This window comes from Sphingomonas lutea, from assembly GCF_014396785.1.
Classification (GTDB): Bacteria; Pseudomonadota; Alphaproteobacteria; order Sphingomonadales; family Sphingomonadaceae; genus Sphingomicrobium; species Sphingomicrobium luteum.
In genome coordinates, this window is record NZ_CP060718.1 from 1,313,599 (window position 1) to 1,336,708 (window position 23,110).

23 protein-coding genes and 1 tRNA gene are annotated in these 23,110 nt (G+C 59.4%); 10 read left to right on the forward strand and 14 right to left on the reverse strand.

Features of this window, described 5'->3' with window-relative positions; translation table 11 throughout:
* Positions 1-56: 56 nt before the first annotated feature.
* The 6 genes from H9L13_RS06800 (at position 57) to H9L13_RS06825 (ending at position 7,455) form a co-directional block, all read left to right on the forward strand.
* Complete coding sequence (locus tag H9L13_RS06800) at positions 57-1,373, forward strand: YfjI family protein (protein ID WP_244954836.1); 1,317 nt, start codon at positions 57-59, stop codon at positions 1,371-1,373.
* Positions 1,370-1,804: a hypothetical protein gene (locus H9L13_RS06805; protein ID WP_187537033.1), complete on the forward strand. Its 435-nt coding sequence runs from the start codon at positions 1,370-1,372 to the stop codon at positions 1,802-1,804. The genes H9L13_RS06800 and H9L13_RS06805 overlap by 4 nt, the downstream gene beginning before the upstream one ends.
* A 54-nt stretch (positions 1,805-1,858) precedes the next feature.
* Positions 1,859-2,161 (forward strand): hypothetical protein, encoded by a 303-nt coding sequence (locus H9L13_RS06810; protein WP_187537034.1) that lies wholly within the window; start codon positions 1,859-1,861, stop codon positions 2,159-2,161.
* A 162-nt stretch (positions 2,162-2,323) separates the two neighbouring features.
* Positions 2,324-4,858: an MrcB family domain-containing protein gene (locus tag H9L13_RS06815; protein ID WP_187537035.1), complete on the forward strand. Its 2,535-nt coding sequence runs from the start codon at positions 2,324-2,326 to the stop codon at positions 4,856-4,858.
* The gene (locus tag H9L13_RS06820; RefSeq protein WP_187537036.1) at positions 4,855-5,919 is read left to right on the forward strand and encodes a 5-methylcytosine restriction system specificity protein McrC; all 1,065 of its coding nucleotides are present in this window, start codon (positions 4,855-4,857) and stop codon (positions 5,917-5,919) included. Before H9L13_RS06815 ends, H9L13_RS06820 begins: the two co-directional genes overlap by 4 nt.
* 363 nt (positions 5,920-6,282) lie before the next feature.
* Positions 6,283-7,455, forward strand: a complete 1,173-nt coding sequence (locus H9L13_RS06825; protein ID WP_187537037.1) for a ComEC/Rec2 family competence protein — start codon at positions 6,283-6,285, stop codon at positions 7,453-7,455.
* Positions 7,456-7,788: 333 nt separating this feature from the next.
* On the opposite strand, the gene H9L13_RS06830 is transcribed toward H9L13_RS06825, so the two are convergent.
* From H9L13_RS06830 to H9L13_RS06840, 3 genes are all read right to left on the reverse strand, one after another.
* Complete coding sequence (locus H9L13_RS06830) at positions 7,789-8,400, reverse strand: DUF2726 domain-containing protein (RefSeq protein ID WP_187537038.1); 612 nt, start codon at positions 8,398-8,400, stop codon at positions 7,789-7,791.
* Positions 8,401-8,527: 127 nt separating this feature from the next.
* A complete protein-coding gene (locus H9L13_RS06835) occupies positions 8,528-9,361 on the reverse strand; it encodes a hypothetical protein (protein WP_187537039.1) in 834 nt (277 codons plus the stop codon).
* A 16-nt stretch (positions 9,362-9,377) separates the two neighbouring features.
* A complete protein-coding gene (locus tag H9L13_RS06840) occupies positions 9,378-10,019 on the reverse strand; it encodes a hypothetical protein (protein WP_187537040.1) in 642 nt (213 codons plus the stop codon).
* A 108-nt stretch (positions 10,020-10,127) separates the two neighbouring features.
* On the opposite strand from H9L13_RS06840, the gene H9L13_RS06845 reads away from it, so the two are divergent.
* Complete coding sequence (locus tag H9L13_RS06845) at positions 10,128-10,820, forward strand: hypothetical protein (RefSeq protein ID WP_187537041.1); 693 nt, start codon at positions 10,128-10,130, stop codon at positions 10,818-10,820.
* A 182-nt stretch (positions 10,821-11,002) separates the two neighbouring features.
* Complete coding sequence (locus H9L13_RS06850; RefSeq protein WP_187537042.1) at positions 11,003-12,136, forward strand: hypothetical protein; 1,134 nt, start codon at positions 11,003-11,005, stop codon at positions 12,134-12,136.
* Positions 12,137-12,198: 62 nt separating this feature from the next.
* Here H9L13_RS06850 and H9L13_RS06855 read toward each other — a convergent pair whose 3' ends face one another.
* Entirely contained in the window at positions 12,199-12,915 is a 717-nt protein-coding gene (locus tag H9L13_RS06855) for a hypothetical protein (RefSeq protein WP_187537043.1), read from the reverse strand.
* Positions 12,916-12,991: 76 nt separating this feature from the next.
* Here H9L13_RS06855 and H9L13_RS06860 point away from each other — a divergent pair, with 76 nt between their 5' ends.
* The gene (locus tag H9L13_RS06860) at positions 12,992-13,909 is read left to right on the forward strand and encodes a DUF2971 domain-containing protein (RefSeq protein ID WP_187537044.1); all 918 of its coding nucleotides are present in this window, start codon (positions 12,992-12,994) and stop codon (positions 13,907-13,909) included.
* Between the two features lie 35 nt (positions 13,910-13,944).
* Here the strand turns inward: H9L13_RS06860 and H9L13_RS06865 are convergent, their stop codons facing one another.
* Positions 13,945-14,805, reverse strand: a complete 861-nt coding sequence (locus tag H9L13_RS06865) for a DUF2971 domain-containing protein (RefSeq protein ID WP_187537045.1) — start codon at positions 14,803-14,805, stop codon at positions 13,945-13,947.
* Positions 14,806-14,869: 64 nt separating this feature from the next.
* Here H9L13_RS06865 and H9L13_RS06870 point away from each other — a divergent pair, with 64 nt between their 5' ends.
* Positions 14,870-15,316, forward strand: a complete 447-nt coding sequence (locus H9L13_RS06870) for a hypothetical protein (RefSeq protein WP_187537046.1) — start codon at positions 14,870-14,872, stop codon at positions 15,314-15,316.
* Here H9L13_RS06870 and H9L13_RS06875 read toward each other — a convergent pair.
* The 9 genes from H9L13_RS06875 to H9L13_RS06915 form a co-directional block, all read right to left on the reverse strand.
* Positions 15,283-16,347 carry an RES family NAD+ phosphorylase gene (locus tag H9L13_RS06875; RefSeq protein ID WP_187537047.1) on the reverse strand — a complete coding sequence of 355 codons (1,065 nt, stop codon included), beginning with the start codon at positions 16,345-16,347 and terminating at the stop codon, positions 15,283-15,285. The genes H9L13_RS06870 and H9L13_RS06875 overlap by 34 nt on opposite strands.
* A 136-nt stretch (positions 16,348-16,483) precedes the next feature.
* The gene (locus tag H9L13_RS06880) at positions 16,484-17,194 is read right to left on the reverse strand and encodes a hypothetical protein (RefSeq protein ID WP_187537048.1); all 711 of its coding nucleotides are present in this window, start codon (positions 17,192-17,194) and stop codon (positions 16,484-16,486) included.
* Between the two features lie 216 nt (positions 17,195-17,410).
* Positions 17,411-17,486 (reverse strand) — tRNA-Lys (locus tag H9L13_RS06885).
* 110 nt (positions 17,487-17,596) lie between these two features.
* Complete coding sequence (gene rodA, locus H9L13_RS06890) at positions 17,597-18,709, reverse strand: rod shape-determining protein RodA (protein ID WP_187537049.1); 1,113 nt, start codon at positions 18,707-18,709, stop codon at positions 17,597-17,599.
* Positions 18,706-20,643, reverse strand: a complete 1,938-nt coding sequence (gene mrdA / locus H9L13_RS06895) for a penicillin-binding protein 2 (RefSeq protein WP_235090726.1) — start codon at positions 20,641-20,643, stop codon at positions 18,706-18,708. Before mrdA ends, rodA begins: the two co-directional genes overlap by 4 nt.
* The gene (locus H9L13_RS06900) at positions 20,640-20,876 is read right to left on the reverse strand and encodes a hypothetical protein (protein ID WP_187537050.1); all 237 of its coding nucleotides are present in this window, start codon (positions 20,874-20,876) and stop codon (positions 20,640-20,642) included. The genes mrdA and H9L13_RS06900 overlap by 4 nt, the downstream gene beginning before the upstream one ends.
* 29 nt (positions 20,877-20,905) lie before the next feature.
* On the reverse strand, positions 20,906-21,160 hold the full coding sequence (locus tag H9L13_RS06905; RefSeq protein WP_187537051.1) for a hypothetical protein: 255 nt from the start codon (positions 21,158-21,160) through the stop codon (positions 20,906-20,908).
* A complete protein-coding gene (locus H9L13_RS06910; RefSeq protein WP_187537052.1) occupies positions 21,160-22,038 on the reverse strand; it encodes a rod shape-determining protein MreC in 879 nt (292 codons plus the stop codon). Before H9L13_RS06910 ends, H9L13_RS06905 begins: the two co-directional genes overlap by 1 nt.
* 13 nt (positions 22,039-22,051) lie before the next feature.
* Positions 22,052-23,095 carry a rod shape-determining protein gene (locus H9L13_RS06915; RefSeq protein ID WP_187537053.1) on the reverse strand — a complete coding sequence of 348 codons (1,044 nt, stop codon included), beginning with the start codon at positions 23,093-23,095 and terminating at the stop codon, positions 22,052-22,054.
* Between the last annotated feature and the right edge of the window lie 15 nt (positions 23,096-23,110).

The window sequence follows — 23,110 nt, forward strand, 5'->3', positions numbered from 1 at the left end:
GGCCACTGGGAAATGTGGCATTGGCACTTCATCATCGCACTCAAGCGCCCGTCGCTATGTGCGCGCAATCTGCTTTGGCCGCCGCGACCTTAGCCGTCCAAGCGCAACGCAACGTAGAATTGCCGGGTGGCGGCTGTAAGCCCCTCACGGGATTCCATGTGACAATCGCTGACAGTGGTGAACGCAAGTCCAGCGTCGATCGAATTGCTTTGGCTCCCGTGCTGCGGGTTGAAGAGGAGTGGCGGCAAGATTCCGAACGTGACCGCCTCTCGTACATCAACGCCAAGGCTGCATGGGACACTGGGCGCGATCGGGCCAGACGTACCAAAGGCGATGTGGCGACCATCCGCGCGGCTCTTGACGCTGTTGGACCTGAGCCGAAGGCACCGCCGCATCCGATGCTACTCGTTGCAGACCCGACGCCAGAAGCGCTGACGTTGCACTTAGCTCTGGGCCGTCCAATGGCAGGGGTCTTCACGGCGGAGGGTGGTCTGCTGATTGGCGGTGCGGCTTTCAACGACGAGGCGAAGATGAGGACAGCAGCGTTGTTCAACACTCTTTGGGATGGGGATGCCATCAGGCGTTTGCGTGTCGGAACTGGTGAGATGTTTCTCCCTGGGCGGCGCTGCTCGGCGCACTTGATGCTGCAGCCAATCGTCGCTGAGGCGCTCCTTGCTGATCCCCTTTTCGAGGGCATTGGGTTCTTAGCACGAACACTGATTGCGGCGCCCAGTAGCACGGCGGGAACGCGCCTCTATCGCGAACCCAACGGCGGTGATGACGCAATATTGGCTGATTACAATGCGCGGCTGACCCACTTGCTGAAGCGGCAATTCATAACGCGACCTGACATGCCCGATGCGCTGGACCCGCCCGTGATGCGGCTGCATCCTGAAGCAAAGGTCGCGTGGATCGCTTTCCATGATCTGTGCGAACAGGCGATTGCACTCAATGGGGGTCTCTCAACGGTCCGACCCTTTGGTGCCAAACTCGCAGAGCATGCCGGCCGGCTCGCGGCAATTCTCACGCTGTATGACAACCCGGATGCCATGGAGGTCCCGTTAGTAGCGATGCAGTGCGGGGTGACGCTCGCCACGTACTATGCCAACGAGATGTTGCGGCTGCACGGTGGCGCATCGATTTCTCGTGAGCTTCGAATCGCACAACGATTGCTCACTTGGTGGCAGAGCCAACGGGACCCCATCCTGCATCTCGCGATGATCTATCAGTTTGGGCCCGTCGAGCTGCGGGACGCCAAATCTGCACGTGCTGCCACAAAGATTCTCGAAGAAAGTGGGTGGGTTCAACGCTTGCCGCCAAATACGATTGTCGACGGAAAAGCTCACAAAGAAGTGTGGAGGCTTGTGCCATGAGCCACGACAAAGTTGCCTGGCCTAGTTTGCCGGCCGGCGCCGTCAGTCCCGCTGATGAGACCGCCAACTTAGCCGCGTCGGCCCCCGTGCATGAGGAGGCGCGGGACGCGCGTGGCCGTTTCCTAACGGGCAATAGCGGGGGCGGTCGGAGGAAGGGGAGCCGCAATCGGCTCACGGAAACGTTCATTGCGGCGATTGAAATTGACTTCGCTGAACACGGACCCGATGCACTGGCGCAGCTGCGCGGGGATGATCCAGCAACCTATCTGCGCATCATCGCTTCCCTCATACCGCGGGATCTGATCCTCAAGCGCGAACAAAGGCCAGACTACTCCGAACTTAGCATTTCCGAGCTTGAAGAGTTGCTTGGACGCGAGCGTGCGAACGGAAGTTTTTCGCGTGCGCTGCAACAGGCACGGCATGGCTATTAAGGCCGCGGAGTGAACCAGCTAGGAACTGTTTGCAGGGACGGGTAGGCGTCGAAAATGGCAGAGCTGAAAGAGATCTCCATTGGTATCGCTCAAGTTCTTCAAAACTCGAAGATTCCGGAACCTCTTCCAGTCCAGCTCTGGAATGAACCGGCAGCGAACGCCGCCAGTCTCGTCCGCCACGTCATCGATGAGTGCATTGATGCCGGTATCTCGTTGGCTGCCGTGCGCGTGGACGAAGACTGCTGGCATGCATGGGTCCTGGATGGTCTTGAGCCGGCGCACCGCGGAGTGCCGCTTCAACGAGATCGCCAACTTCGACAGACCGTAGAATTTTACAGGTTCCCGGCCGCAGCTTGAGCTCCGCGCCGGTCTGATGAAAAACCATCGAAAACGCGACGTTTCGCATTCCAACACTTTCCGCCTGCACTCATGAGCTCAGTTGATCGGCGGTAGCACTGGGCCCTCAATCCAGCCTAAGCTGCTGCGAGGGAACAGGCATACGCCGGGAGAGGTAACTGAATGAGCGTGAACCTGCTCACGAGCCGTGAGGCGGTCTTAGAAGCGATCCGAGAGTGGGACGAACTAGGCCGCAGTGCTTTTCTTCAGAAGTATGGTTACGGCTCTGCCAAGTCGTATTTCGTGCAACACGACGGCAAAGCTTATGACTCGAAGGCTATCGCCGGTGTGGCCGTGGGTAAACAGTTCCCCGATCGCGGCCCCCTCCGCAATGACGAGTTCTCGGGCGGCGAGGTGGTCAGGCAGAAGCTCTCCGCGTTGGGCTTCGAATTCGTAACAGAAGTGAAGATCACTGCAGCCGACCTCTCGTTGTTAGAGAGCTCCCGAGCCAAGGGCCGGTATGCAGACCTCAGTGATGACGAGCGGCAGGCGTATATCCGCATAACCAGCGCTTTGAAGGAAGTTGGGGCCGCCGTCGTCGCCAGTCTTGGCCAGTCAGACTACGAACTGAAGCTAACAGCTGGATTCAACCTGGGGAGTGGAGTTCGAGGTGCTGTCCCAAAAGATCTTTGGTTTGGCATCTACGCCAAGGAGAACGCCGAGGCGTTTGTCGGCAATCCCCAGCTCTTCATGATTGTCTCGACCCGCGGGGTGGAACTTGGGTTCGCGCCATCCACACATCCCAGCGGGTTCTCGGCTAGCTCCATCAAGGCTAAGATGCGCGCTGCAGCCCCGAAGATTTATGATTTGATCCCGAAAAGCGGGTCCCAAGTCGCTCGAGAGCTAGAGCCTTCGCTTGAACAGTCGGGTGGTTGGTTCTTACGGCGCCAAACACGCCTTCAGCCTCAATCCTCTGATTTCAATGGTCTGTCCGATTGGCTCGATTACCTGCACTCCGCCGCGGGCAGGGCTAATGCAGGCGGTAGTATTTCTAGGTACCTGCTCCCTGCTGAACTCGAGGGTCGCGATCTCCTTTCGGAAGCGCTTGAAGCTGCTGAGATCTTTAGACCGCTCATGGAGTTGGTGAGAGCTGATCGCACACCAAATTCAACGGTCCATCCCGACACGACTCCTTTCGCAACGTTGATGGCGCGCTTTCTCTCGGAATTCTCCGATGCCCGCTCTCAACCGTTCGCTGTGATTCAGCCTTTGTGGAGTGCTGCAAGTCACCTTCGCCAGTGGCTTGAGGATCTCCCTCCTGTCGCCAAGCGACCAGATCTGACGGTGAGCTGGAGCGCTGGGAAGGGCGTCTGGGCCAGGGTTCCCTGGATCTCGATCCTAAACCGCAAGGTCACAACTTCCACACAACGCGGACTCTACTGCGTGTTCCTAATCTCACAGGACTTATCGTCGGTTTATCTGACGTTGGCTCAGGGTGTGACCGATCTCAACAACGAGCTCGGGCCAGCTCGTGCAAACGAGGTGTTGAGTGAGCGCGCCTCGAACTTTCGCTCGGGCATCTCCGAGTTGGCGGGGGCGGGCTTCATCCTCGATAACGATGTAGATCTGAAATGCGACGGCCGCCTGGCTCGCGGCTATGAGCAGAGCGTCATCGCGTATGTGAAATACGATGCGACTGCACTTCCGACCGATGCCGAACTTAACTCGCACCTCGAAGCTTTGCTCGCGGCCTATGATGAGCTGGCGCGGTCCGTTGTTACAGGCGACCTCACCCCGGAAGCCGAACCACTTTCCCCGGATCATTCCGACGGGGTGGATATGCCGCCGTTTACAATCGACGATGCAATGGCTGAGCTCTTCCTACCTCGCGAAGAGTTCGAACGCATTCTGAGCACGTGGGTCCGCAAGAAGAACATAGTACTGCAAGGGGCGCCAGGCGTAGGCAAATCATTCATTGCAAAGCGACTGGCCTACGCACTCCTCGGGGTACGAGACGCATCTCGTGTTGAGACGGTGCAGTTCCATCAATCCTACGGATACGAAGATTTCATTCAGGGGTACCGGCCCACGGTTGCCGGAGGTTTCGAACTAAGAGACGGAACGTTTTTCAGATTTTGCCAGCGGGCAGCCAACGATCAAACCCGGCCATATGTTTTCATCATCGATGAGGTCAATCGCGGCAACCTTTCGAAGATCTTCGGCGAACTGATGCTTCTAATCGAGCCCGATAAGCGATCCCGAGAGTGGGGTGTGAGCCTCGCATACAGTGCTGATGGAGATCCGCGATTTTACGTGCCGCCCAACCTTCACATCATCGGCATGATGAACACGGCGGATCGTTCGCTTTCCATGGTCGACTACGCCTTGCGGCGACGGTTTGGGTTTTTTGACCTCGAGCCCGGCTTCACCTCGCCAACCTTTCGCGCACATCTCACTGACAAGGCGATCGGCGAAGAGGTCATTGACTGGGTGATAACCCGCATGACCGCCCTGAACGATGACATAGCTTTGGACACGACAAACCTCGGGCCCGGGTTCCGTATCGGCCACAGCTTTTTTGTTCCTAATGAACCAGTAGCCGACGGAACGGCATGGAGCCGCTCGGTCATGGAGACAGAGATTTATCCATTGCTGAGAGAGTACTGGTTCGACGACTCGGCGAAGGCAGAGAGCTGGTTCGCACGGCTAATCTCATGACGATCCCGATCCGTAACCTGTATTACCTTTTCACGTATGCTTGGGCTCGCTTCCCGGCGGGCAATGAGATTCCGGTGGGCGTCGACGAGTGTCCTGACCTACACAACTTGCTTGCTAAGCTGCTGATCGACGGGACCAATCGCCTGATACGGAAGGGCTTAGATCGCGGCTACGAGACCCGACGTGAGGACCTGCGCTCGCCCAAGGGCCGGCTCATTCTCGATGAGATTGTCAAACGCCAGACGCTTCAGAGGGGGCAGGTCGTATGCGAGTATGACGAGCTCATACGCGACGTCCTGAACAATCAGATCCTGAAGGCTGCGGTGCGAATGCTCGCGCGAGCTGACGCGCTCGAGAAGGTATATCGACACGAGTTAAGGCTCATCGCTCGTCGTCTGGAAGACGTTTCGGACATACACCTTCAGGCGGCTTGCTTCCGGCGCGTGCAGCTCTCTCGGAATACCCGTCAGTACGGTCTGCTCCTGCAGATATGCGAGCTGGTCTTTCGCTGCCTTCTGCCGGAGGAGTCAGGCGGCGGCGCACGCTTCGCGGACATCCTTAACGATGAGGTGCGGATGTCTACTGTGTTCGAGGAGTTTCTGAGGAACTTCTACGCTCACGAGCAAGACCGCTTCACTGTCGGCAGCGAGGTGATGACTTGGGAGGCCAAGGCGCTAACACCGGGAGCTCTCTCATACCTGCCCACGATGCGTACCGATCTGACGCTGCGGTCACCCGATCGGATCGTCGTTGCCGACGCCAAGTACTATACGAGCACCTTAGCGCACTACCACGGTGGCTCGAAGGTGCACTCGGGCAACTTGTACCAGCTTTACACCTACCTCAGGCATATCGCCGCTCAAACACCCGCAGCACAAGCTGACGGCCTTTTGATTTACCCAGCGGTAAAAACCAGTCTGAGACTGGACTACGAGCTGCCCAACCACCGCATCCGCGTAGCTACCGTCGACCTCGCGCGGCCGTGGCAAGAGATCCATCACGAGCTGCTCGATTTGCTACTTGGTGATTTCGCGACGACTGATAGCGTGCTCGCCGCTTGAGCGATGATACGACAGTCAATTCCCGAGCAAGAACAGCTCCAGTGACTTCGGACTCTCGATGGCTGCTTTGACGCCCGACGAGGTCAGCCTGATCAAGACGATGCTCGCGCTAAAGCCCGAGCTTTCCAAGCAGGACATCCTTTCGTATTTTACTCGACCCGGCCGGCACATTAATCACGCCCGCATTGGGGAGATCGAGAACCGAACTCTTCACCCCGCTGTTCCCCCGGCACCGCTACAGGCAGCTTTGGCTTATATGGCTACCCGTGCAGCCCTCCCGTACCCCGACGCCAGCCAGTTTATTAGTGTAACGGTGAGCCCGGCGCCGTCTCTTGGGGCAGTTGCGTTGCTCGACGTTTCCTGGTGGCCGGTGGGCCAAGGCCTCTTTATGACCGGCCGCCTTGCTGGTGTTCGGGGGGCCAATTCAACTGGGTTTACGACTGTGGCTCGACTTCGGGCGCCGCGGAGCGAGATGTCGCCATAGGTACCTACAAACGCCAGCTAGACGCTCAAACAATCGACCTTGTCACACTGTCGCATTTCGACAGCGACCACATCAACGGCATCGTTGAGTTGATCAAGGGTCTGCGTGTGCGCACCCTGTTACTTCCCTATATCCCGCTTTGGCAGCGACTCCTCATTGCGATCGGGCAAGGAGTGACTGAGGCGGACGCTCTATTCGGTTTTTACCTCGATCCTGCCGGCTACCTCGCCTCTTCGGGCGGCGACTTCGGCGAAATTGTCTTCGTACCTTCTGCGGGGCCTGACGACGTTGTGCCTCCGGCGGAGGAGGGATTTGATCCCGATCTACCGATCGAGGGTGGCAAGCCGGAGTACGGGGATCCACCGCCCGAGAGCGACGCAGATCCAATACTGTCCGGTACCTCCAACATCCAAGTTCGTTTTCTTCGCCCCAGCGGACGGATTCTGATCAGCACGCTTTGGGAGCTCGTGCCTTACAACGACGCTTCAATGCAGCCTCTCGCAACGACGAAATTTGTGAGCCGTGCAAGTCGGGTCTCGAGGTTTCTACTGAACAACCCGGTCCGGCGGAAAGCAGCACTTGCGACGCTCAAACGAGTCTACCAACGCACATTCGGCGCGGGCCCCGGACCTGCGAATCTGATTTCGCTGTTTCTTTATTCTGGCCCTATCGGATCGCGTGTACGGTTTGACACGGTTGCTGCGACTGCTGCGTTCGATCGCCAGTGGGGCCAGGCCAATCTTGGGCAACTCGCAACGGGGGACGGCTACCTCGACACGCCCGCGCGGCTCCACGCACTTCAGCGTTTCTACTCGACCAGTCGATTACAACGTGCTGGGCTATTCCAAGTCATGCATCACGGTGCGCGGGATAATTGGCACGCTGGTCTTGGCGCGATCTTCAAACCGGCCGCGAGCGTTTTCTCATCCGATCCTGACTACACGCACGGCCACCCTCATGCCGAGGTGTTGCGGGACTTTTGGCCATGGCACCCAATCCAGGTCGACAAGTCGTCCGGCTTTGAGCTCGTGGCTCTTCTGCGCATAGCGTGAATCTATCTGCCGAGAACGCTCACAGTGCTAACGTGCTAACCACGACAGTAAGTTAGCAGCTTTAGCATCCTTAGCAGGCACATGTATAAGATCGCGCTGACTGCTATCTGATTGCTAATCAATCTTGGGGCCGCCGCCATCGGGGCGGACTGCCGACAAGTTGCTGAGATTGCTAACTTATCTCGTGTGGCTTGGACTCGCATCGCTGATTTACAATCAACGAGTCCTTTCTCTTTGCCGTGTGCGGTGAAAGACGGGGGCGGGGGGTCGGGAGCAAAATGTCTGCTTTGCGTGAAAAGCGTACGCGAGGAACGCCCCATCTCTTTGAAGTTGTCAGTGCGAGGCAAGCCGCTCCACCACTCGCCGCAACTCGGCGGGTGTGTCGCCGGCGACCACCTCGACATAGCCGATACCGGCGCGGCGAAGCGCTTCCTTCTTAACGGCATCACGCGCGGCTGTGGCGTGGGCGCCTTTGAAGTGCGCGCCGCCCTGATACTCAATGGCATGTAGCGGCCTACACTCATCATCAACGATCAGAAGATCGACTCGCTTCGAGTTGATGCAGGCGTATGCGGCTTTGTCGTCGCACTTGAGAATCTCGCCAAGTGACACTTGCGCCATCACCTGCCACCCGGGACGTAGATCAATGACCCACTTGTCGATGGCCTTGAATAGTCGCGCCTCGCTCTTATTGAGTAACGGTTGTGGCTTGAACTCGGCCTTCATCACCGTGCGGAGCTGGTCTGCCGCATCAGGTATCTTTTTAGGCAATGTATCGTGCTTGGGTTGGAGGTGTAGCAACTCGCCGCGCTGCTCTTTGCCGCTGCTGTCTTTCCGACGCCGCCATTCGGCACGGCGCTGCTTCGCCATCGCTTTTTCAAATTGCACACCGGCAAAGAGGCCGATGACGAATGCAATGGCAAAGCCAATGAGTTCAGGTGACATCGGCCTATGTTCGAATAACAGCCGCTGAGCGTCAATTGCTGTCAGCAATTGCTCAACCCAATCACAATGTGATCCAGGAGCGCCGCATCTGGTAGCTGGATCCTCATCGTGTTCGTGGCCTACATCATCAACGAGAGGTCCGCAGAAGCGTACGAAGCGCTATCGTGGGCGCAATCGCCTCGCCTATTTCAAGCCCGTCTCTAAGGCCTGGAATGCGATCATCTTTTTTCCCAGGTGCTGTGAGACCGGTCACAGCTACGAAGCTGCAGTCGATAGCCAAGCGCGGCTCTCGAAATACTATCGCGCTGCCGCATTTTACCCACTTCGGCGGGACGCCGTCCTCAAACATCGCCGTATCGACGAACATGCTGGGGCCGCCGAGGCCGGCACGCGAACCTGCGCTGTCAGCTACGTATGAACGCGTAAACGCGAAGTTCGCCTGCAACTGAGGGATACCGTCTGAGTAGCGTTGGATACTCGCTGCTTGGCGTACTGCCTCAGCAGCACTGACTTTGCCGGCCGTCAGTTCAGCGAGAATCATGCCAACCCGCCGTTCGGCATCGTCAATCGCGCGCCTGCTCCCTCTCGCACGAAATCCAAGTCCCAGAACCATCCTAGCACCAGGCCAGCGATTTCGGTCCTCGTTCTCCGAGATTGCCTCGAACAGCTGCTGGGACCGCTGGAGAAAATCATGCGTGACGCCGTTGTCCCGCAGCGAGAGGTCCCTGTAAGCGACCGCGCCGTCGTTGATAACCAGGGTCCTGTAGTAGCGACCGCTGTGATCGGCGACGATTCGGTGGAAAGTCCGCAGCCGTGTGACCGCCTCCTTCGCTCGCGGGTCGATGGGGTTCAGCTCGGCGTCGGCGATCATCGAGCCGTAGCCGAGCAGGTCAACCCATGCTGTAGCGGAGATACAAAAGGGTAGCGCGCCTGATCGCGAGCGCGAGATCGTGGTGGGCATGGTGCCTGAGCCGTCTTCAGCTCAGACGCAGCGTTTGGGAGTTAGTGCCCTCCACCTCCACCCGGAATATGCATCCGCCCGCATCAATCTCAAATACATGGCGCACGAAGCCTAGGTATAATGTCGCGGGTGCCGGTGCTATCTCGCTGCTACGCTGCATTTCCTGGAGACTGGCGAGATCGCCAGCGTGAAGGAGGCGGTAGCTGAGCAGCTGCAGGCTTGGTGGCTCAGCGCCAAGTTCGGCCGTGATGGCCTCCACTGCGATCAACGCCGCACCTTGCCGGTTCAGGTAAGCAGGAATCCGAAGAAGTGGACGCAGCCGCGCTGCAAGCTTCGGCCAAGCTTCGAGACCGTCTTGGATAGGCTTGCCTGCGAAAAATAACGCTGCGATCCAAATCCAGTTCGGCACCTCCGTGGTCGCTTTAAGGAGCGTCAGGAACGCCGGCAAATCGGCACCGGGGCCAATGTTGCCGTCCTCAAAGCGCTGCCCGAACTCGTTCTCAAGCGCCAGACGGAACTGCTCTCGGTCGCGCTCCCACTCATCATCCTCCGACCTTCCGTAGGTCTTGTCGACTACGGCGACTAGGATGTTCCCCTCATCCTCAAAAGCTTGGAGATTTTCGTCGTGAGGGAAGGGCTGATTGATCCATCCTGTCATGATTGAGGTCCCTAGCGCAGCTTACGGGGGAGGTCATCTTCACAGCGTCGGTGCAAGCTCTTCCGAGTAGGCAATTGCTTCCGCTATTGGGAGTGCAGGAGAATTGGGATGGCGCGAAAAGGCAAAGCGGACTCGGTTGAGCCAGTGTCAGCCGCAACATCGCACCCCAGGCAAAAGACGCCTTGGTGGAAGAGAGCCTGGGCGGCCCCCGCGGCGTTGGCCGCTGTGCTCACAAGCGTGGTTCTCATCCTACAGAACACACGAGCGCTGCCAGGTGAATTCCGGAAGACTTCTGAGCAGTTCTTTCAGTGGTATGGCGATTACGATGCGTGGAAAGGACACTGGACCAACGCCACTGAGGGGCTGGTGGACGTTGCCGAATTAAACCTCTCAAAGGACCGTTTTCGTCTCAACATAGATGCAAGCGCCGGTGGTGCCATTGCGGGATCTCTTGCTACGAAGGGAATCTGTGAGAGGCTGCCTTTCTTCGAGGAGCTATTGGTCGAAGGTACCATCTCAAGCGCAAGCAGAGCAGAGATCACTGCCTTCGACTTCGTGGGTGGAAAGAGAACAGCGTTTGCGAGTGCCACCCTACGCCGTGATGGTGATGTGATGACAGTCAGCGCCACCAACGATCCTGCAGGCGTCTTCCCCAAGGAAGCTCGAATTGCTCTTGATCCCGACGACGACTTAAACCTTGCCGGAGAGCAAGAGCCGCTCTGCGCAGATAAGAAAGAAAGGTTCATCAGGGGTGCGGTGGATGATGTGCCCCAGCTCAGGAAAAGTAAATCCGTACCCTGATACAAGCTGGGCGCAGGATGGGCCCAGACATCGGCGATTCGAATGTGACAGCCCTTCCTGCCGCAGCCGTCATCGGATGGCCATCGCCTGGTGCAATATGTCAGTAGCTTCCCGTACCGACGTTGATTCGAGTGTCACAAAGAACAACTACTCGCGACTTGGCGCGAGAGGACTGACGCTCAATGGCTGAGCCCGATGACGACCTTCTGCACGTCCGGCAGAACATTTTCGCAGCGGTGCTACTTAGGCTGGCGTATCTCCGCGGGTTCGAACCTCCGCCGGAGAGAAATTTCATCGGTCAGCGCTACATCGAAGATCCTGCGAAGGTGCGGTGTGTCATAGGCGCACTGTTCATGTTCCCAGGAGAAGTTGAACCTTTTGAGTATTATGAGAGAGGAGTCCATGTAACAGTTCAGCAGCATGGCCCCATTTTACATGTAGAAATCGACCGGTTTATTTCCCAACTTCTTTGGGACGATCTCAGACTTCTCGGCGAAGGACAGGAATTCGTTGTAGGCTATTTGTCTACACTAATGCCGAGCTTAAATCGGCGTCTGTTAGACAACAGGTATATGAGAGGCCACCTTCTCTCACGGACCTTTGCTGTCTTCGAAGCGGTTGACCTTCACATAACTGTTGGATCGAGACGACTATGGATCCACTGGCCTCCAAGCCTTCCGCCATTCCCTCCGACGGTCGCTCTTTCCGGATTAAATTTACCCACATATGTAAGAGATTACATCGATAGTATCGCGGCGTACTTCAGGCATGAATATGACGATTGCGTCCGCCGAGTGATAACTGCAACAGAAAACTTTATGGACGCCCACCGATGGCGCGCAAAGCCTCTGAGCCTTCTACACAACGTTCTTGGCATGTTTAGTGTCAGACAGAAGATGGGTAGTTCATTTCGAGGAAGACTTAGGAATAACTTGGATCTAACAAAAATTAGTGGAACGGTACTGCACGAAAACCTATTACTAGTCTATTCTCTAAGGAATAGAATAGTTCACAATGGATACAGAATGGCTAGTAATAGCGCAGAGTTTTGCGATAAGGCTGTTATTTCACTTTATTATCTACTTAGTAGGCACTGTACTGACGATAGGGTCGTGGAATACTTGTTCACTTTACACCAGCAATACTTCTTACATAAGAACTTACTTGGTCAGCTACTTGACCTCGATAGGATTGCCAGATGGAACCTTGCTGAGCGCCCGGATGGCGAGATACTCGACGTAGACGATCCTGAGGCCATGGATGAGTTCTTTTTCGGATCAATCCGTTTCACGGACGCGGACCGCCGGTCGGTCTAAGGCATCATAATGAAGGGCCCATCGACCGACGAGTACGGTACAGGGGCATCGTCAGTGAGCGGCTAGTGAATGCACCCGAACCATATTGATCCCAGCCATTTCTCTGCCGCTCGGACGACTGACGGCGGGCAATTTTGCGAGATGCTGAGGCCAAAGGGGTGCATAACAGGTTCCCAGTTTTCAGCTTCATGATCCGGGTGCACGGGCTTCCCACCGAGCGCATATCGAAGGGATGCCCATAATTTAAAATCAAGCTCAACCTCGGGCGCGTACAGCGGGTCGGCCGTTGCCACGTATTTTGTCACGTGTCCCAGTTCGCTCAGAATGATCCCAGAAATTGTATGGGCTGCACAGTCCGCGAGCTGGATGCCGAGCACCTCACGCGAATCGCAATTCATGTGGACCGTCCATCCACTGACGGGAGCGCTTCCACTCCGAAGGCCCGCGTCCAGGAAAATTGCACCGACGGGGACATCGAGGGATTGAACGAGCGATATAGCTTCACCACCAATTTTCGCGCGCTCATCTATTCCGCAGATCGCAACGGCAATTTTGCAAGTTTGGAGTAGTTGCCAGCGCAATTCGTCCCGAAGTGCCTGGCGCAGTGGATCTCCGGCCATGGGTGCACTACTCTTGAACTCGTCAATGCCCGGACGAAGCCCGGCCCGTTGCAGCGCGGATTCGATGGCCTCATCGGGAGGAACGTCCGACCAGACAGCCGCGGCGAGGATGAAGCCTGCGCGTGTGTGTATACTTTCATCGATATAGACGAATGACATGGTGGCGTTCGCACCTAGCGCGGACCGCTGAAGAAGCCCAGTTGTCGCCTTTCGGGCCAGACAATAGACGCGAGTGATGATAGGGCAGAAAGCTGACGACCAAGAGACCGTGTTCCGCCGGCTCTACAGGCCGGGAGGCGGTACACCGCTTTACCATTACTGCAACACACCGAGCTTTCTTGCCATCCTGGAGAGCGGCAAGCTTCGCTTTAGCGACGCAAACATGATGAACGACGGCAGCGAAGGGCGCTACGGCTATGCCTTATTTGAGCGCGCTGCCAACGCGCTCCTAGACATGGCTACCGACAACCCGGTGCTCGAGGGCCTCGATGCCGCTTTTTTCGACAAGATAGACGCGTACTTGTCGCCGAAGCAGCTTCACAGCCATCCTATCATCGCATGTTTCTCCAAGAGCCCGGACGTTCTCAGTCAATGGCGAGCCTATGCAAGCGATGGGCAAGGCTGGAGCATCGGTTTTCCCGCGTCTGCGCTAGCAGCGATGCCCGTCTCGCTGCTCGAGGTTCTCTACGACCCAGATCAGCAGCTGCGGGAAGTGCGCAATCACCTCGGTGCGATGTATGCCATCTGGAAGGAGTCTGAAGATCGCGAGCTGACCTCCATCAGGACCGAAGTTGCGCTTTTTGCAAGCTGGCTACACGCATACAAGGATCCTACGTTCGCCGAAGAGCAAGAGGTTCGCGCATTGCATGAACTTCGAGTCGACATTGGTGAGAACGGCCTCCTACTTGTTGACGAAGGCGGGGTAGCGGAAGGAGCTGAGGTCGGTGGTGAGACTGTCCAGTTTCGGACCGATGGTACGAGTATCACGGCATTTGTGGACATCCCCTTCCGTGCCGGAAAGGGCGGCGAGATAATCGAGCTGTGGTTCGGACCGCGCAACAACAATGGTCTTGGGAACGCACTTTATCCCATGACCCAGTATGGACATCCCGGCGTTCGCCTGCGGCACTCTGCGTCATTCTATAGGGGGTGATCAAGTTCCGTCGGCGACGTCTGTGCCAGCTTCGATCAAAGAGGGCTGGCGGCCTTCACGGCCAGGCCTGCCGAAGCCCGCAAGAGCTCGTCAAATTCAGTACTGCCGCGGGCAATCGCGGGCCCGAGAGTGATGCTTCGGATAGCGCAACCGCGGCGCGTCTGAAGCGGGAGGCTGATGAACGGCGTAGGCCCGTGCGCTCCCTCACGGGCCCCTACCTCGAGGGACGGCAAGGCGTTTCCGAGCTGATCCTGCCCGCCGACATCAAGCCAGGCGCCGCCGGACTCAGCCCGGACCAGCAGCCGAGAGATTCGGATCTCCTTTTCGCGGGCGAAATCCGGATGTTTGAAGGCGAATAGGTCGCAGACGAGGAATTGAGCGAGCTCCCGCAGAGCGGCGATGTCGTTGGGCTCTTCCTCGAACTGGGTCTGCAGCATTTCAAATCCCGCCGATGAAAACGCGTCGAAGTTCGCACGGTCGTAGACAACCCTCCGCATCGCGACCCCTGCTTCTGCAGCAAGGAGAGATGCGTCGAGCCCGATGGCGCAGCCTGTGCCCTCAGCACCGTATTGCCTCCATTGATGCGCGTCGTTGTCATCCGGTGACAGGCAGCCGATGAACATCTTGGTATTTTGCTCAAGACCGATCAGCGCCGCGCTCAGGACGAGACGTGGGGTCATGTCGAGGTAGCGCTGGCGGGATCGATGATTCTCGAGAAAGCAGGAGCGCGCATAAGCATATTCTCGAGGATCGTTCATGCGGGTGAAGTCGGATAGCCAGAGCGCCTGGCTACCCAGAATGCCTTTGGCTGCCGCGATGCTTGTATAATGATAAAGGATCGTGCCCTCTCCAGGCTCGAAGAAGTGCGCAAGCGCGGGCGGTGGGGCCCTCACCACGGTGAGATGCGCCGCCGGATCGGAGTCATGGCGTCGCTCTCGAAGTCAGAATAGGCCTCGGTACATGCATCCTGTTTCCCTAATCTGCCGCAACGCGCCCGGCGAGGCTGTCGATCTAGTCGAGCGCTTTTTTCATGAGGCTCGCCTCGATACACGACTGTTCGTCTTCGGATCGGATCCAGACAAGAACGCTGAGGTGGCGGCGGAGCTAGCGGAAGTGAGCCTGGGCGCTGCGGGCGGCTTAGAGGTGTGGCTCGTTCCAAGCGCCTTCACCCGAATAGAGCAGGAGGGGCAAGAAACGGCAATGGAAGCGCGTGCTTTCCTCGGCCTCCCGAATTCCGAGAAAGCATCACAAAGGTTGCTTATCTTGCTCGATGACGACGAGTTGTCTCCCGCGACCGTTCACGTGTTGAGATTGTCGGACCTGGTGGGAGGTCGCATTTCACCGGATGAATTTCGCGCTCGTTTGCAGGAAATTCAGAACACGACTGGTCCGAAGCCTAAGTCGTAGGAGACTTTGCGGATTACGAGCCGGTTAATCCCGGCAACGTCCACCACTTTGTTAGCCACAGGCCTGCCGAACAAAGCGATATTCTCAATGATCTTCGAGCGCTCATAGCTGTGAGCGCTGTCCAACCTGCGCAGCGACAGACCATAAACAGTTTCGAACGGCACTGACCCGGTTCTCAGCACGCTGAAGTAAGAGGGATAGATCATACCATCGAAGCCTCTGTCCCTGGTGGCCCGTGCGATGGCGCGCGTCGTTTCGTAGGATTTGCTGCTGCCGAGAAACAGCATAAGCACGGCCAGGTCGAGGCTCTCGAACTCCGTGCCCTCCTCCTTCAGGATCGCGGAAAGATCGAGGAGGCGGAGGGGGCGCCGGGCACTGAGACTGGCGGCGTAAAGCTCGTCTCCGGCGATGAAACGGCTCTCGTGGACGCAGATGTCAAGGTCCTGCGATCCATAGAATATCGGATATCCGGGTGCGTCTAGGCGCCCTTTCCCGTAGCTTCCTTCGGGCGGTGAATCATACTGCAATGGGTCGCCGGGCCGCTCGGGCTGTTTTCGGACTCTGAAAAAGATGTCTCCTGGCGCGAGTTCGACCTTCGGGAATAGGTCGAGCATGCGGGCAATTTCGAAGCCGCGGTGCTTGGGATCAAGTAGTCGTTGCAGCGGCTCGATATGTCCCAGCATCCAGAGCCTGGGGCCATAGTGGAAGAGGCCGATCCCGGCCGCCTTCTGGATGAGCTCTACGTCCTTAGTGAGATTGGGGTCTGGATCGAGCGACCCCGTTTGCATCTCGTTGAACTGAATCGCCGGCGCTCCGCCAAAATCTACGGCGAGCATGCTTCCGCGTACGAAGAACATGTCGGCAAGCCACAGCAGCTCCGGACGCCGAAGGAGGTGCTTCGAGGTGGTGCCGCAGTTCGGGCAGCGGAGTTCAGGCGACGTGACAGCGGCCGCAGTGCGCTTCAATCCCTCGTCGAGAAAACAATGAGCGCACAGCAGCGGCTCGCCTAACTCTTCCTTTTCCTCGCTCATCAGACCAGTCGGCCTTTCGCATCGAGGACTTGGTCCTCGGCCATACGTAGCAGCCGGTCCACTTGCGCCTCAGGAGTGTTTACGGGGCCGGAAGACAAATCAGAATTATTGCCATCGTCGTCCGAGCAATAGCGCTTCAAGACTGGGCCTCTGAATGGTCTTCGAAGGGCCACGGATCCATTTCAGTGGGCCCGGACAAAGAGGATATTGCCAGCCAAAAGTCAGAGACGGACTGTGCATAGGCTTCCAACCGGTCCACCGAAATCGCAAGCTCGCTGGCAAGATCGTCAAGGCCGCCTTCGGACTCAGGGTTCGGCGGATTAAGCCAGATGTCCGGTCGCAGAGCGTTTAGCCGGAGCGCCGACGGTCCATCGCCGTGACGCACTACGTTTCCAACCAGGACAAGCTCATGAAGGAGCTGCCCGCCGGCGAGGTCTGCCATACGTCGGCCGCGCAACTCGAAAAGTAAGTCATCCAGTTTGGGGGTGTTGGCGATTTGAATCCGGCGCAGTAGCGCAACTGGTCGATCCAATTCCTTCGCGCAAAGTCGTAGCCATCGACGAAAGTGCGACTCCCACACTGACTGAACAGCGAGCGCCAGGTGCTTGTTCAGCTGGGCAAGGGCAAGTTCCACCCGCAGGTTGTGAGATCCAACTGCACTTGGGTCGATCAGCTTGGCGGAGAGCGCAGCGGCAGCGTGATGCACTACGTATTCCTGGAAATACGAGAACTCGAGGACGAAAGAGGCGATTTCTCGATCAGCTTCAAGGACGGTCCAAGAAGGCGCAGTTTGGGCCTCTTTTTCGGAATTCTTTGGTTCGCAGCGAGAAGAGTCTCCGGGGCTCACGTCGATCTTTGTAGGAGGGGGCCGCCTACGAAGTCGATAGAGACGAAATGCGCGCCAGCAATCCTTCGTGTAAATCGTTCCACATCGGCATTTAGGGCCTCTGCGCTTGTAACAGGCGCTTTCGCCGAGTCTGCTGTTTTGCTTGCTATCTGATTGCTAGGCTCGTGCGTGCCCGCGCAATCCGTTGCAAAACCATTGCTAAGTTCTTGAAAATAATGGTGGACGCACTAGGGCTCGAACCTAGGACCCGCTGATTAAGAGTCAGCTGCTCTACCAACTGAGCTATGCGTCCCCAAGATGACCTGGGCTGCCGTGAGGCGGATGCGCGCGGCCGCTTGCGGTCACTGCGCGGCGCGCCGGTAGCATGGCGCCAGATGGGGCGCAACCGCTGCCGCTTCAAGATCAGTCGAGGCGCGACACCGTCCGCTGCTGCCGCTCGAGCGCCATCAGCAGCCCGAGGCAGAACATCACCGTCATCACCGCCGATCCGCCATAGCTGATCAGGGGCAAGGGCACGCCCACCACCGGCGCCAGGCCCATCACCATCAACAGGTTGATTCCGGAATAGAAGAAGATGCACGCGGTGAGTCCCGCCGCGGCGAGCTGCGCGAAGCGCGTGCGGGCATTGATGCTGACCCGCATGCCCCACAGGATCACCGCACCGAAGGCAAGGATCAGGATGGTGCCGCCGATGAAGCCCCATTCCTCGACCAGCGAGGCAAAGGCGAAGTCGGTGTGGCCCTCGGGCAGATAATCGAGATGGCTCTGGCTGCCGTTGAGAAAACCTTTGCCGGAAAGCCCGCCCGAGCCGATCGCGATCTTCGACTGCGCAATGTGATAGCCGGTTCCGAGGGGGTCGCTTTCCGGATCGAGGAAGGTGTCGACGCGCTTCTTTTGATAGCCGTGAAGCATCTGGTAGACGAAAGGCGCCGCGACCGCGACCGCGCCGGCGGGCGCAAGGAAGACCCAGAGCGGAACGCCTGCCAGATACATCACGGTCAACCCGCAAAAGACGACCATCAGGCAGGTGCCAAGGTCCGGCTGGACCAGGATCAGCGCGGCGGGCACGCCGAGGATCACCAGCGCGGGCCAGATCGCGCGCCACTTCTTGATCTCGCTCGCCGGGACCAGTTCGTAGAATCGGGCCAGCGTCAGCGCTATGGCCGGCTTCATGAATTCGGACGGCTGAAGGCGAATGGGCCCGATATCGAGCCAGCGCTGCGCCCCCTTGGCCGCGAAGCCGAGAACCTCCACGCCGATCAGCATGATGACGATTGCCGCGTATGCAGGAAAGATCAGCGCCTTGATCGTTGCTTCGCTGACGTAGGAAATGGCGACTGCGGCGCCGAGGAAAAACAGGAAGATGGAGCCTTGCTTCATCGCCCACGGCTGCGGCGATCCGCCCGCGGCCGAATAGAGGACGATGACCCCAAAGAGGGCAATGCCGGTGATCATGAAAATCAGCCGCCACGGCAGCCGCGCCAGCGGCCGAGGGATGATCGCAGACGTGATCATGCGCGCGGCACGGCGGCGGCGCCGAGGGCCGCGGCCTTGATCGCTTCGGCGCGCCTCTGCGTGCGCTCGGCCAGCGTGCCGCCCCATTGCTGTTCGAGCCCGGCGAGCGAAGCGAGCGCTTTCTGCCGATCGAAAAGGAAGGTCAGCGCGTCCTTGGCGACCGGCGCCGCGGCGCGGGCGCCGCCCATGCCATGTTCGATCACGACGGCGCCCGCATAGCGCGGCTTGTCGGACGGTGCGAAGAAGACGAACAGGCCGTGGTCGCGATATTTCCAGTCGCCCCCCTGACCGCGCGTTGCGCTGGCGGACAGGCGGCGAACCTGTGCGGTTCCCGTCTTGCCGCTCATCTGGATACCTTCAAGCGGTAGCCGGCTAGCGCCCGCGGTCCCGTCGCCGTTCACCACTTCCCACATGCCGCCGCGCACGGTTTCAAGGTGCTTGGGATCGAATCCAAGCAGCGGCGCGGGTGAATCGTGCACTCCCAGAAGCATCGGCTGCACGTTGCGGCCGGAGGCGATGCGGGCGGCCATGACCGCCAGCTGCAGCGGATTGACGATCAGAAAGCCTTGGCCAATCGACGCGTTGAGCGTGTCGGAGCTGGTCCAGTCCGGGCGTTCGACAACGCGGCGGTTCGTCTCGAATTTCTTGGCCTTCCAGGCACTATCGGGAACGGTGCCGTAATTCTGGCTGACCACCGGCAGGTCGAACTTGGCGCCGAGGCCAAGCAACTTGGCCGTCGGCGCGATGTTGTCGTAACCGATTCGGTTACCCATAGCGTAGAAATAAGTGTTGCAGCTCTTGGCGATGGCGCGGCGCATGTCGACGCTGCCGTGCCGCCCCAGGCAGCGGAAAAAGCGGTTGCCGAGCTGGTAGCCGCCCGGGCAGTTGATCCGCTGCGACGGGTCGATGCCAGCCTTGAGGATCGCCAGCGCACCCATCGGCTTGATCGTCGACCCTGGCGGATAAAGGGAGTTGAGCACCTTGTTGCGCAACGGTTGGCGCTCGTCTTCTGACAGCATCTTCCATTCGGTTCGGCCAATGCCGTCGGAAAAGCTGTTGGGATCGTAGGCCGGCATGGACACCATCGCGAGAATATCGCCGGTCATGCAGTCCATGATGACGCAGGAGCCCGATTCCTCGCCCATGCGGCGGGCCGTGAATTCCTGCAGGTCGGCATCGATCGCCAGCTGGACGGTGCCGCCGCTGCGATCCGGCTTGGGCTCCAGCTCGCGCACCAGCTTGCCGCGCGCGGTCAGCTCCACGCGCTGCCCGCCGGGCACGCCGCGCAACCGGCTCTCGAGCGTTTCCTCAAGCCCCTCCTTGCCGATCTTGAAGCCCGGCGTGATCAGCAGCGGATTCTTTTCCTTCTCATATTCGGCGGCGGAGGCGGCGCCGACGTAGCCGATCAGGTGACCGACGGCAGGCCCGGCCGGGTAATATCGCGAAAAGCCGCGCATGGGCTGGACTCCGGACATCTCCGGCAGGCGCACCGTGACCGCGGCATAATTTTCGTACGGCACATTTTCCGCGACTTGGACGGGCCGATAGCCCTTCGCCGCCTTGAGCTCGTCCAGGACGCGCTGGAAATCGTCGGCGGGAAGATCGAGCAACTGGCGGAGCATGGTCAGTGTCTGCGCCGGACGCTCAAGCTGATCGGGAATGATGTCGACGCGAAAGTCGCTGCGGTTGATCGCGATCGGCTTGTTACGCCGATCGACAATCCAGCCGCGCCGTGGCGGGACGATGATAAGCTGGACGCGGTTGCTTTCGGATAGCAGTTGATAATGCTCGTTCTCTGCGACCGACAGCCATCCCAGGCGCCCGATCAGCACCGCGCCGACGCCTGCTTGGCCGAGGCCCAGCAGCATCATCCTTCTGGAAAAGGTGATGCTCTGGTGTGTCGTGGTGAAGCGGCGAGCGCTTTCCATCTTCATCGCCGGAGCCTCCACTGATCGATCCGGGAGACAATCCAGGCGACAACGGGGAAGGCGAAAGCGGCGACCAGCACCGGCGCAAGGATGCGGCTGAACGGCACTGCTGCGCCCGTCGCCGCGGCGACCTGCCATTCCAGCCATTCGTGGACGAAGATGAACACGGCGGCCAACCCCCACTCAATCCAATAATCGCGCCACATCGTACGGCGGTCGATCAGGTCGAGCGCGAGCATGGTCGCACTCCACAAGGCGATCGAGAAGCCTATCGGATGCCCGTTGAACAGATCGTTGACGAGACCGAGGGGGCCGCCCACCACGCCGGCCACGGATCCGACCGCAGCAACCGCCAGGCCAGCAGGACCAGGAAGGCGAAATCGGGGAACCAGCCGCTCATCGACACGATCGGCATGGCGGCAAGGAACGATGCCGCTACGACGCTGATTGCAGGGATGTAAGCCGCAAACGGGGCAGGTCCGTCGCCGATGCGGCGGCGCGAGGCGAGGGCGGCGCGGACCATCAGGGCGTCTCGGGTTCGGTGCCCCGGCTTTCGGCGGCGACCGCCGCAGGCTCGTAGGGCGCCTCGACAATCGCGAAGCTCGTCGTTGCCGGGTCGGCCAGGGGCACGGCGACGGCGCCGTCGTCGTCCAGCTTAACGACGCGCGCAATCGGCACCAGCGGCGGATAGAGGCCACCGGTGCCCGACGTGATGATGATGTCGCCGCGCCGGAAGGGATTTCGGCCGACTTCGAGCGGACGGACGTCGATTGTCCCATCACCGCGCCCTTGCGAAATGACGGGAATGCCGCCGCGCAGCAGTCGCGCGGGGACGATGTTGGCGCGATCGGACACAAGCAGCACGCGCGACGCGAGGTTGCCCGCGTCGACGATCCGCCCGACCAGCCCGTCGGGGGAGCGTACCGGCATGCCGACGCGAACGCCGTCCTGCTTGCCGGCAGAAAGGATGGCGAAGCGGCGCGGGCTGCCGAAGGACGAGCCGACGATGCGCCCCGTTGCGACGACGGTCTCGCTGCGCTCGCGCAATTGCAGGGTCGCCTTGAGCTGGCGATTCTCCTGAACGATCGCGCGCGCCTCGACCATGCGGCGCAGCATCGCCTGCCGTTCCTGCTTGAGCTTGCCGTTCTGCCGCGCCGCGTCCCAATAATCCCCGGCGCCGGAAAAGACGCCTTGAGTCGTTGCAGTGACCTCGCTCAGGGCGGTCGTCACCGGGCCGGTGATGTCCAGCGCCGCGCCGCGAATGTCGGCGAAGGTGCGCGGCGCGACCATTGACATGATGAGCAGGACAAGGCCGACGACGACCCCGCCAATGACGGCGATCAGACTGAAGAATAGCCCGTATTGCGCGCGACGCGACCAACCGGGGCGCGCGGTCGCCATGCTTATGCCCTAGCTAGGCCGTCTGCAGAACGCCGCGGAACTGCTCTTCCTCCAGCGCGCGGCCGGTGCCGAGCGCGACGCAGGTCAGCGGGTCCTCGGCGACCGTGACGGGCAGGCCCGTCTCGTCGCGCAGCACTTCGTCCAGTCCCTGGAGCAGCGCGCCGCCGCCGGTCAGGACGATGCCCTGGTCGCAAATGTCGGCGGCCAATTCCGGCGCGGTATTCTCAAGCGCGATGCGGACGCCCTCGACGATCGTTCCGACGGGTTCGGACAAGGCCTCGGCGATCTGGCCCTGGTTGATGCTGATTTCCTTGGGCACGCCGTTGACCAGATCGCGGCCCTTGATGTGCACCGTCTTGCCGATGCCATCCACGGGCGGCTTGGCAATCCCCACTTCCTTCTTGATCCGCTCCGCCGTGGCCTCGCCGATCAGGAGGTTGTGGTTGCGGCGGACGTAGGACGAAATCGCCTCGTCCATCTTGTCTCCGCCGACGCGCACCGAGGTGGTGTAGGCAAGGCCGCGCAGGGACAACACCGCGACTTCGGTCGTGCCGCCGCCGATATCGACGACCATCGATCCGATCGGCGCGGTCACCGGCATGTCGGCGCCGATCGCCGCGGCCATCGGCTCTTCGATCAGATAGACCGCGCTGGCGCCCGCGTTCGACGCGGCGTCGCGGATCGCGCGGCGTTCGACGCTGGTCGATCCCGACGGCACGCAGATCACGATTTCCGGGAAGCGCCAGGCGCGCATCTTGCCGCCATGCACCTTGTGGATGAAGTGCTTGATCATCTGTTCGGCGACATCGATGTCGGCGATCACGCCATCGCGTAAGGGGCGGATGGCCTCGATCTGGTCGGGGGTCTTGCCCATCATCAGCTTGGCGTCTTCGCCGACCGCCTTGACCTTCTTGACGCCGTTGATCGTTTCGATCGCCACCACCGACGGCTCATTGAGGACGATGCCACGCCCGCGGACATAGACCAACGTATTGGCCGTCCCCAAATCGATCGCCATATCGTGGGACATCCACTTGAACCAGCGCGTCCAGAACATTCCTACCCCGTCTCT

Bases quoted from the DNA above. Each gene is read 5' to 3' on its own strand.
- H9L13_RS06800 (WP_244954836.1), top strand. From the start codon at position 57: ATGTGCGCGCAATCTGCTTTGGCCGCCGCGACCTTAGCCGTCCAAGCG.
- H9L13_RS06805 (WP_187537033.1), top strand. From the start codon at position 1,370: ATGAGCCACGACAAAGTTGCCTGGCCTAGTTTGCCGGCCGGCGCCGTC.
- H9L13_RS06810 (WP_187537034.1), top strand. From the start codon at position 1,859: ATGGCAGAGCTGAAAGAGATCTCCATTGGTATCGCTCAAGTTCTTCAA.
- H9L13_RS06815 (WP_187537035.1), top strand. From the start codon at position 2,324: ATGAGCGTGAACCTGCTCACGAGCCGTGAGGCGGTCTTAGAAGCGATC.
- H9L13_RS06820 (WP_187537036.1), top strand. From the start codon at position 4,855: ATGACGATCCCGATCCGTAACCTGTATTACCTTTTCACGTATGCTTGG.
- H9L13_RS06830 (WP_187537038.1), bottom strand. From the start codon at position 8,400: ATGTCACCTGAACTCATTGGCTTTGCCATTGCATTCGTCATCGGCCTC.
- H9L13_RS06835 (WP_187537039.1), bottom strand. From the start codon at position 9,361: ATGCCCACCACGATCTCGCGCTCGCGATCAGGCGCGCTACCCTTTTGT.
- H9L13_RS06840 (WP_187537040.1), bottom strand. From the start codon at position 10,019: ATGACAGGATGGATCAATCAGCCCTTCCCTCACGACGAAAATCTCCAA.
- H9L13_RS06845 (WP_187537041.1), top strand. From the start codon at position 10,128: ATGGCGCGAAAAGGCAAAGCGGACTCGGTTGAGCCAGTGTCAGCCGCA.
- H9L13_RS06850 (WP_187537042.1), top strand. From the start codon at position 11,003: ATGGCTGAGCCCGATGACGACCTTCTGCACGTCCGGCAGAACATTTTC.
- H9L13_RS06855 (WP_187537043.1), bottom strand. From the start codon at position 12,915: ATGTCATTCGTCTATATCGATGAAAGTATACACACACGCGCAGGCTTC.
- H9L13_RS06860 (WP_187537044.1), top strand. From the start codon at position 12,992: ATGATAGGGCAGAAAGCTGACGACCAAGAGACCGTGTTCCGCCGGCTC.
- H9L13_RS06870 (WP_187537046.1), top strand. From the start codon at position 14,870: ATGCATCCTGTTTCCCTAATCTGCCGCAACGCGCCCGGCGAGGCTGTC.
- H9L13_RS06875 (WP_187537047.1), bottom strand. From the start codon at position 16,347: ATGAGCGAGGAAAAGGAAGAGTTAGGCGAGCCGCTGCTGTGCGCTCAT.
- rodA (WP_187537049.1), bottom strand. From the start codon at position 18,709: ATGATCACGTCTGCGATCATCCCTCGGCCGCTGGCGCGGCTGCCGTGG.
- mrdA (WP_235090726.1), bottom strand. From the start codon at position 20,643: ATGAAGATGGAAAGCGCTCGCCGCTTCACCACGACACACCAGAGCATC.
- H9L13_RS06900 (WP_187537050.1), bottom strand. From the start codon at position 20,876: ATGCTCGCGCTCGACCTGATCGACCGCCGTACGATGTGGCGCGATTAT.
- H9L13_RS06905 (WP_187537051.1), bottom strand. From the start codon at position 21,160: ATGGTCCGCGCCGCCCTCGCCTCGCGCCGCCGCATCGGCGACGGACCT.
- H9L13_RS06910 (WP_187537052.1), bottom strand. From the start codon at position 22,038: ATGGCGACCGCGCGCCCCGGTTGGTCGCGTCGCGCGCAATACGGGCTA.
- H9L13_RS06915 (WP_187537053.1), bottom strand. From the start codon at position 23,095: ATGTTCTGGACGCGCTGGTTCAAGTGGATGTCCCACGATATGGCGATC.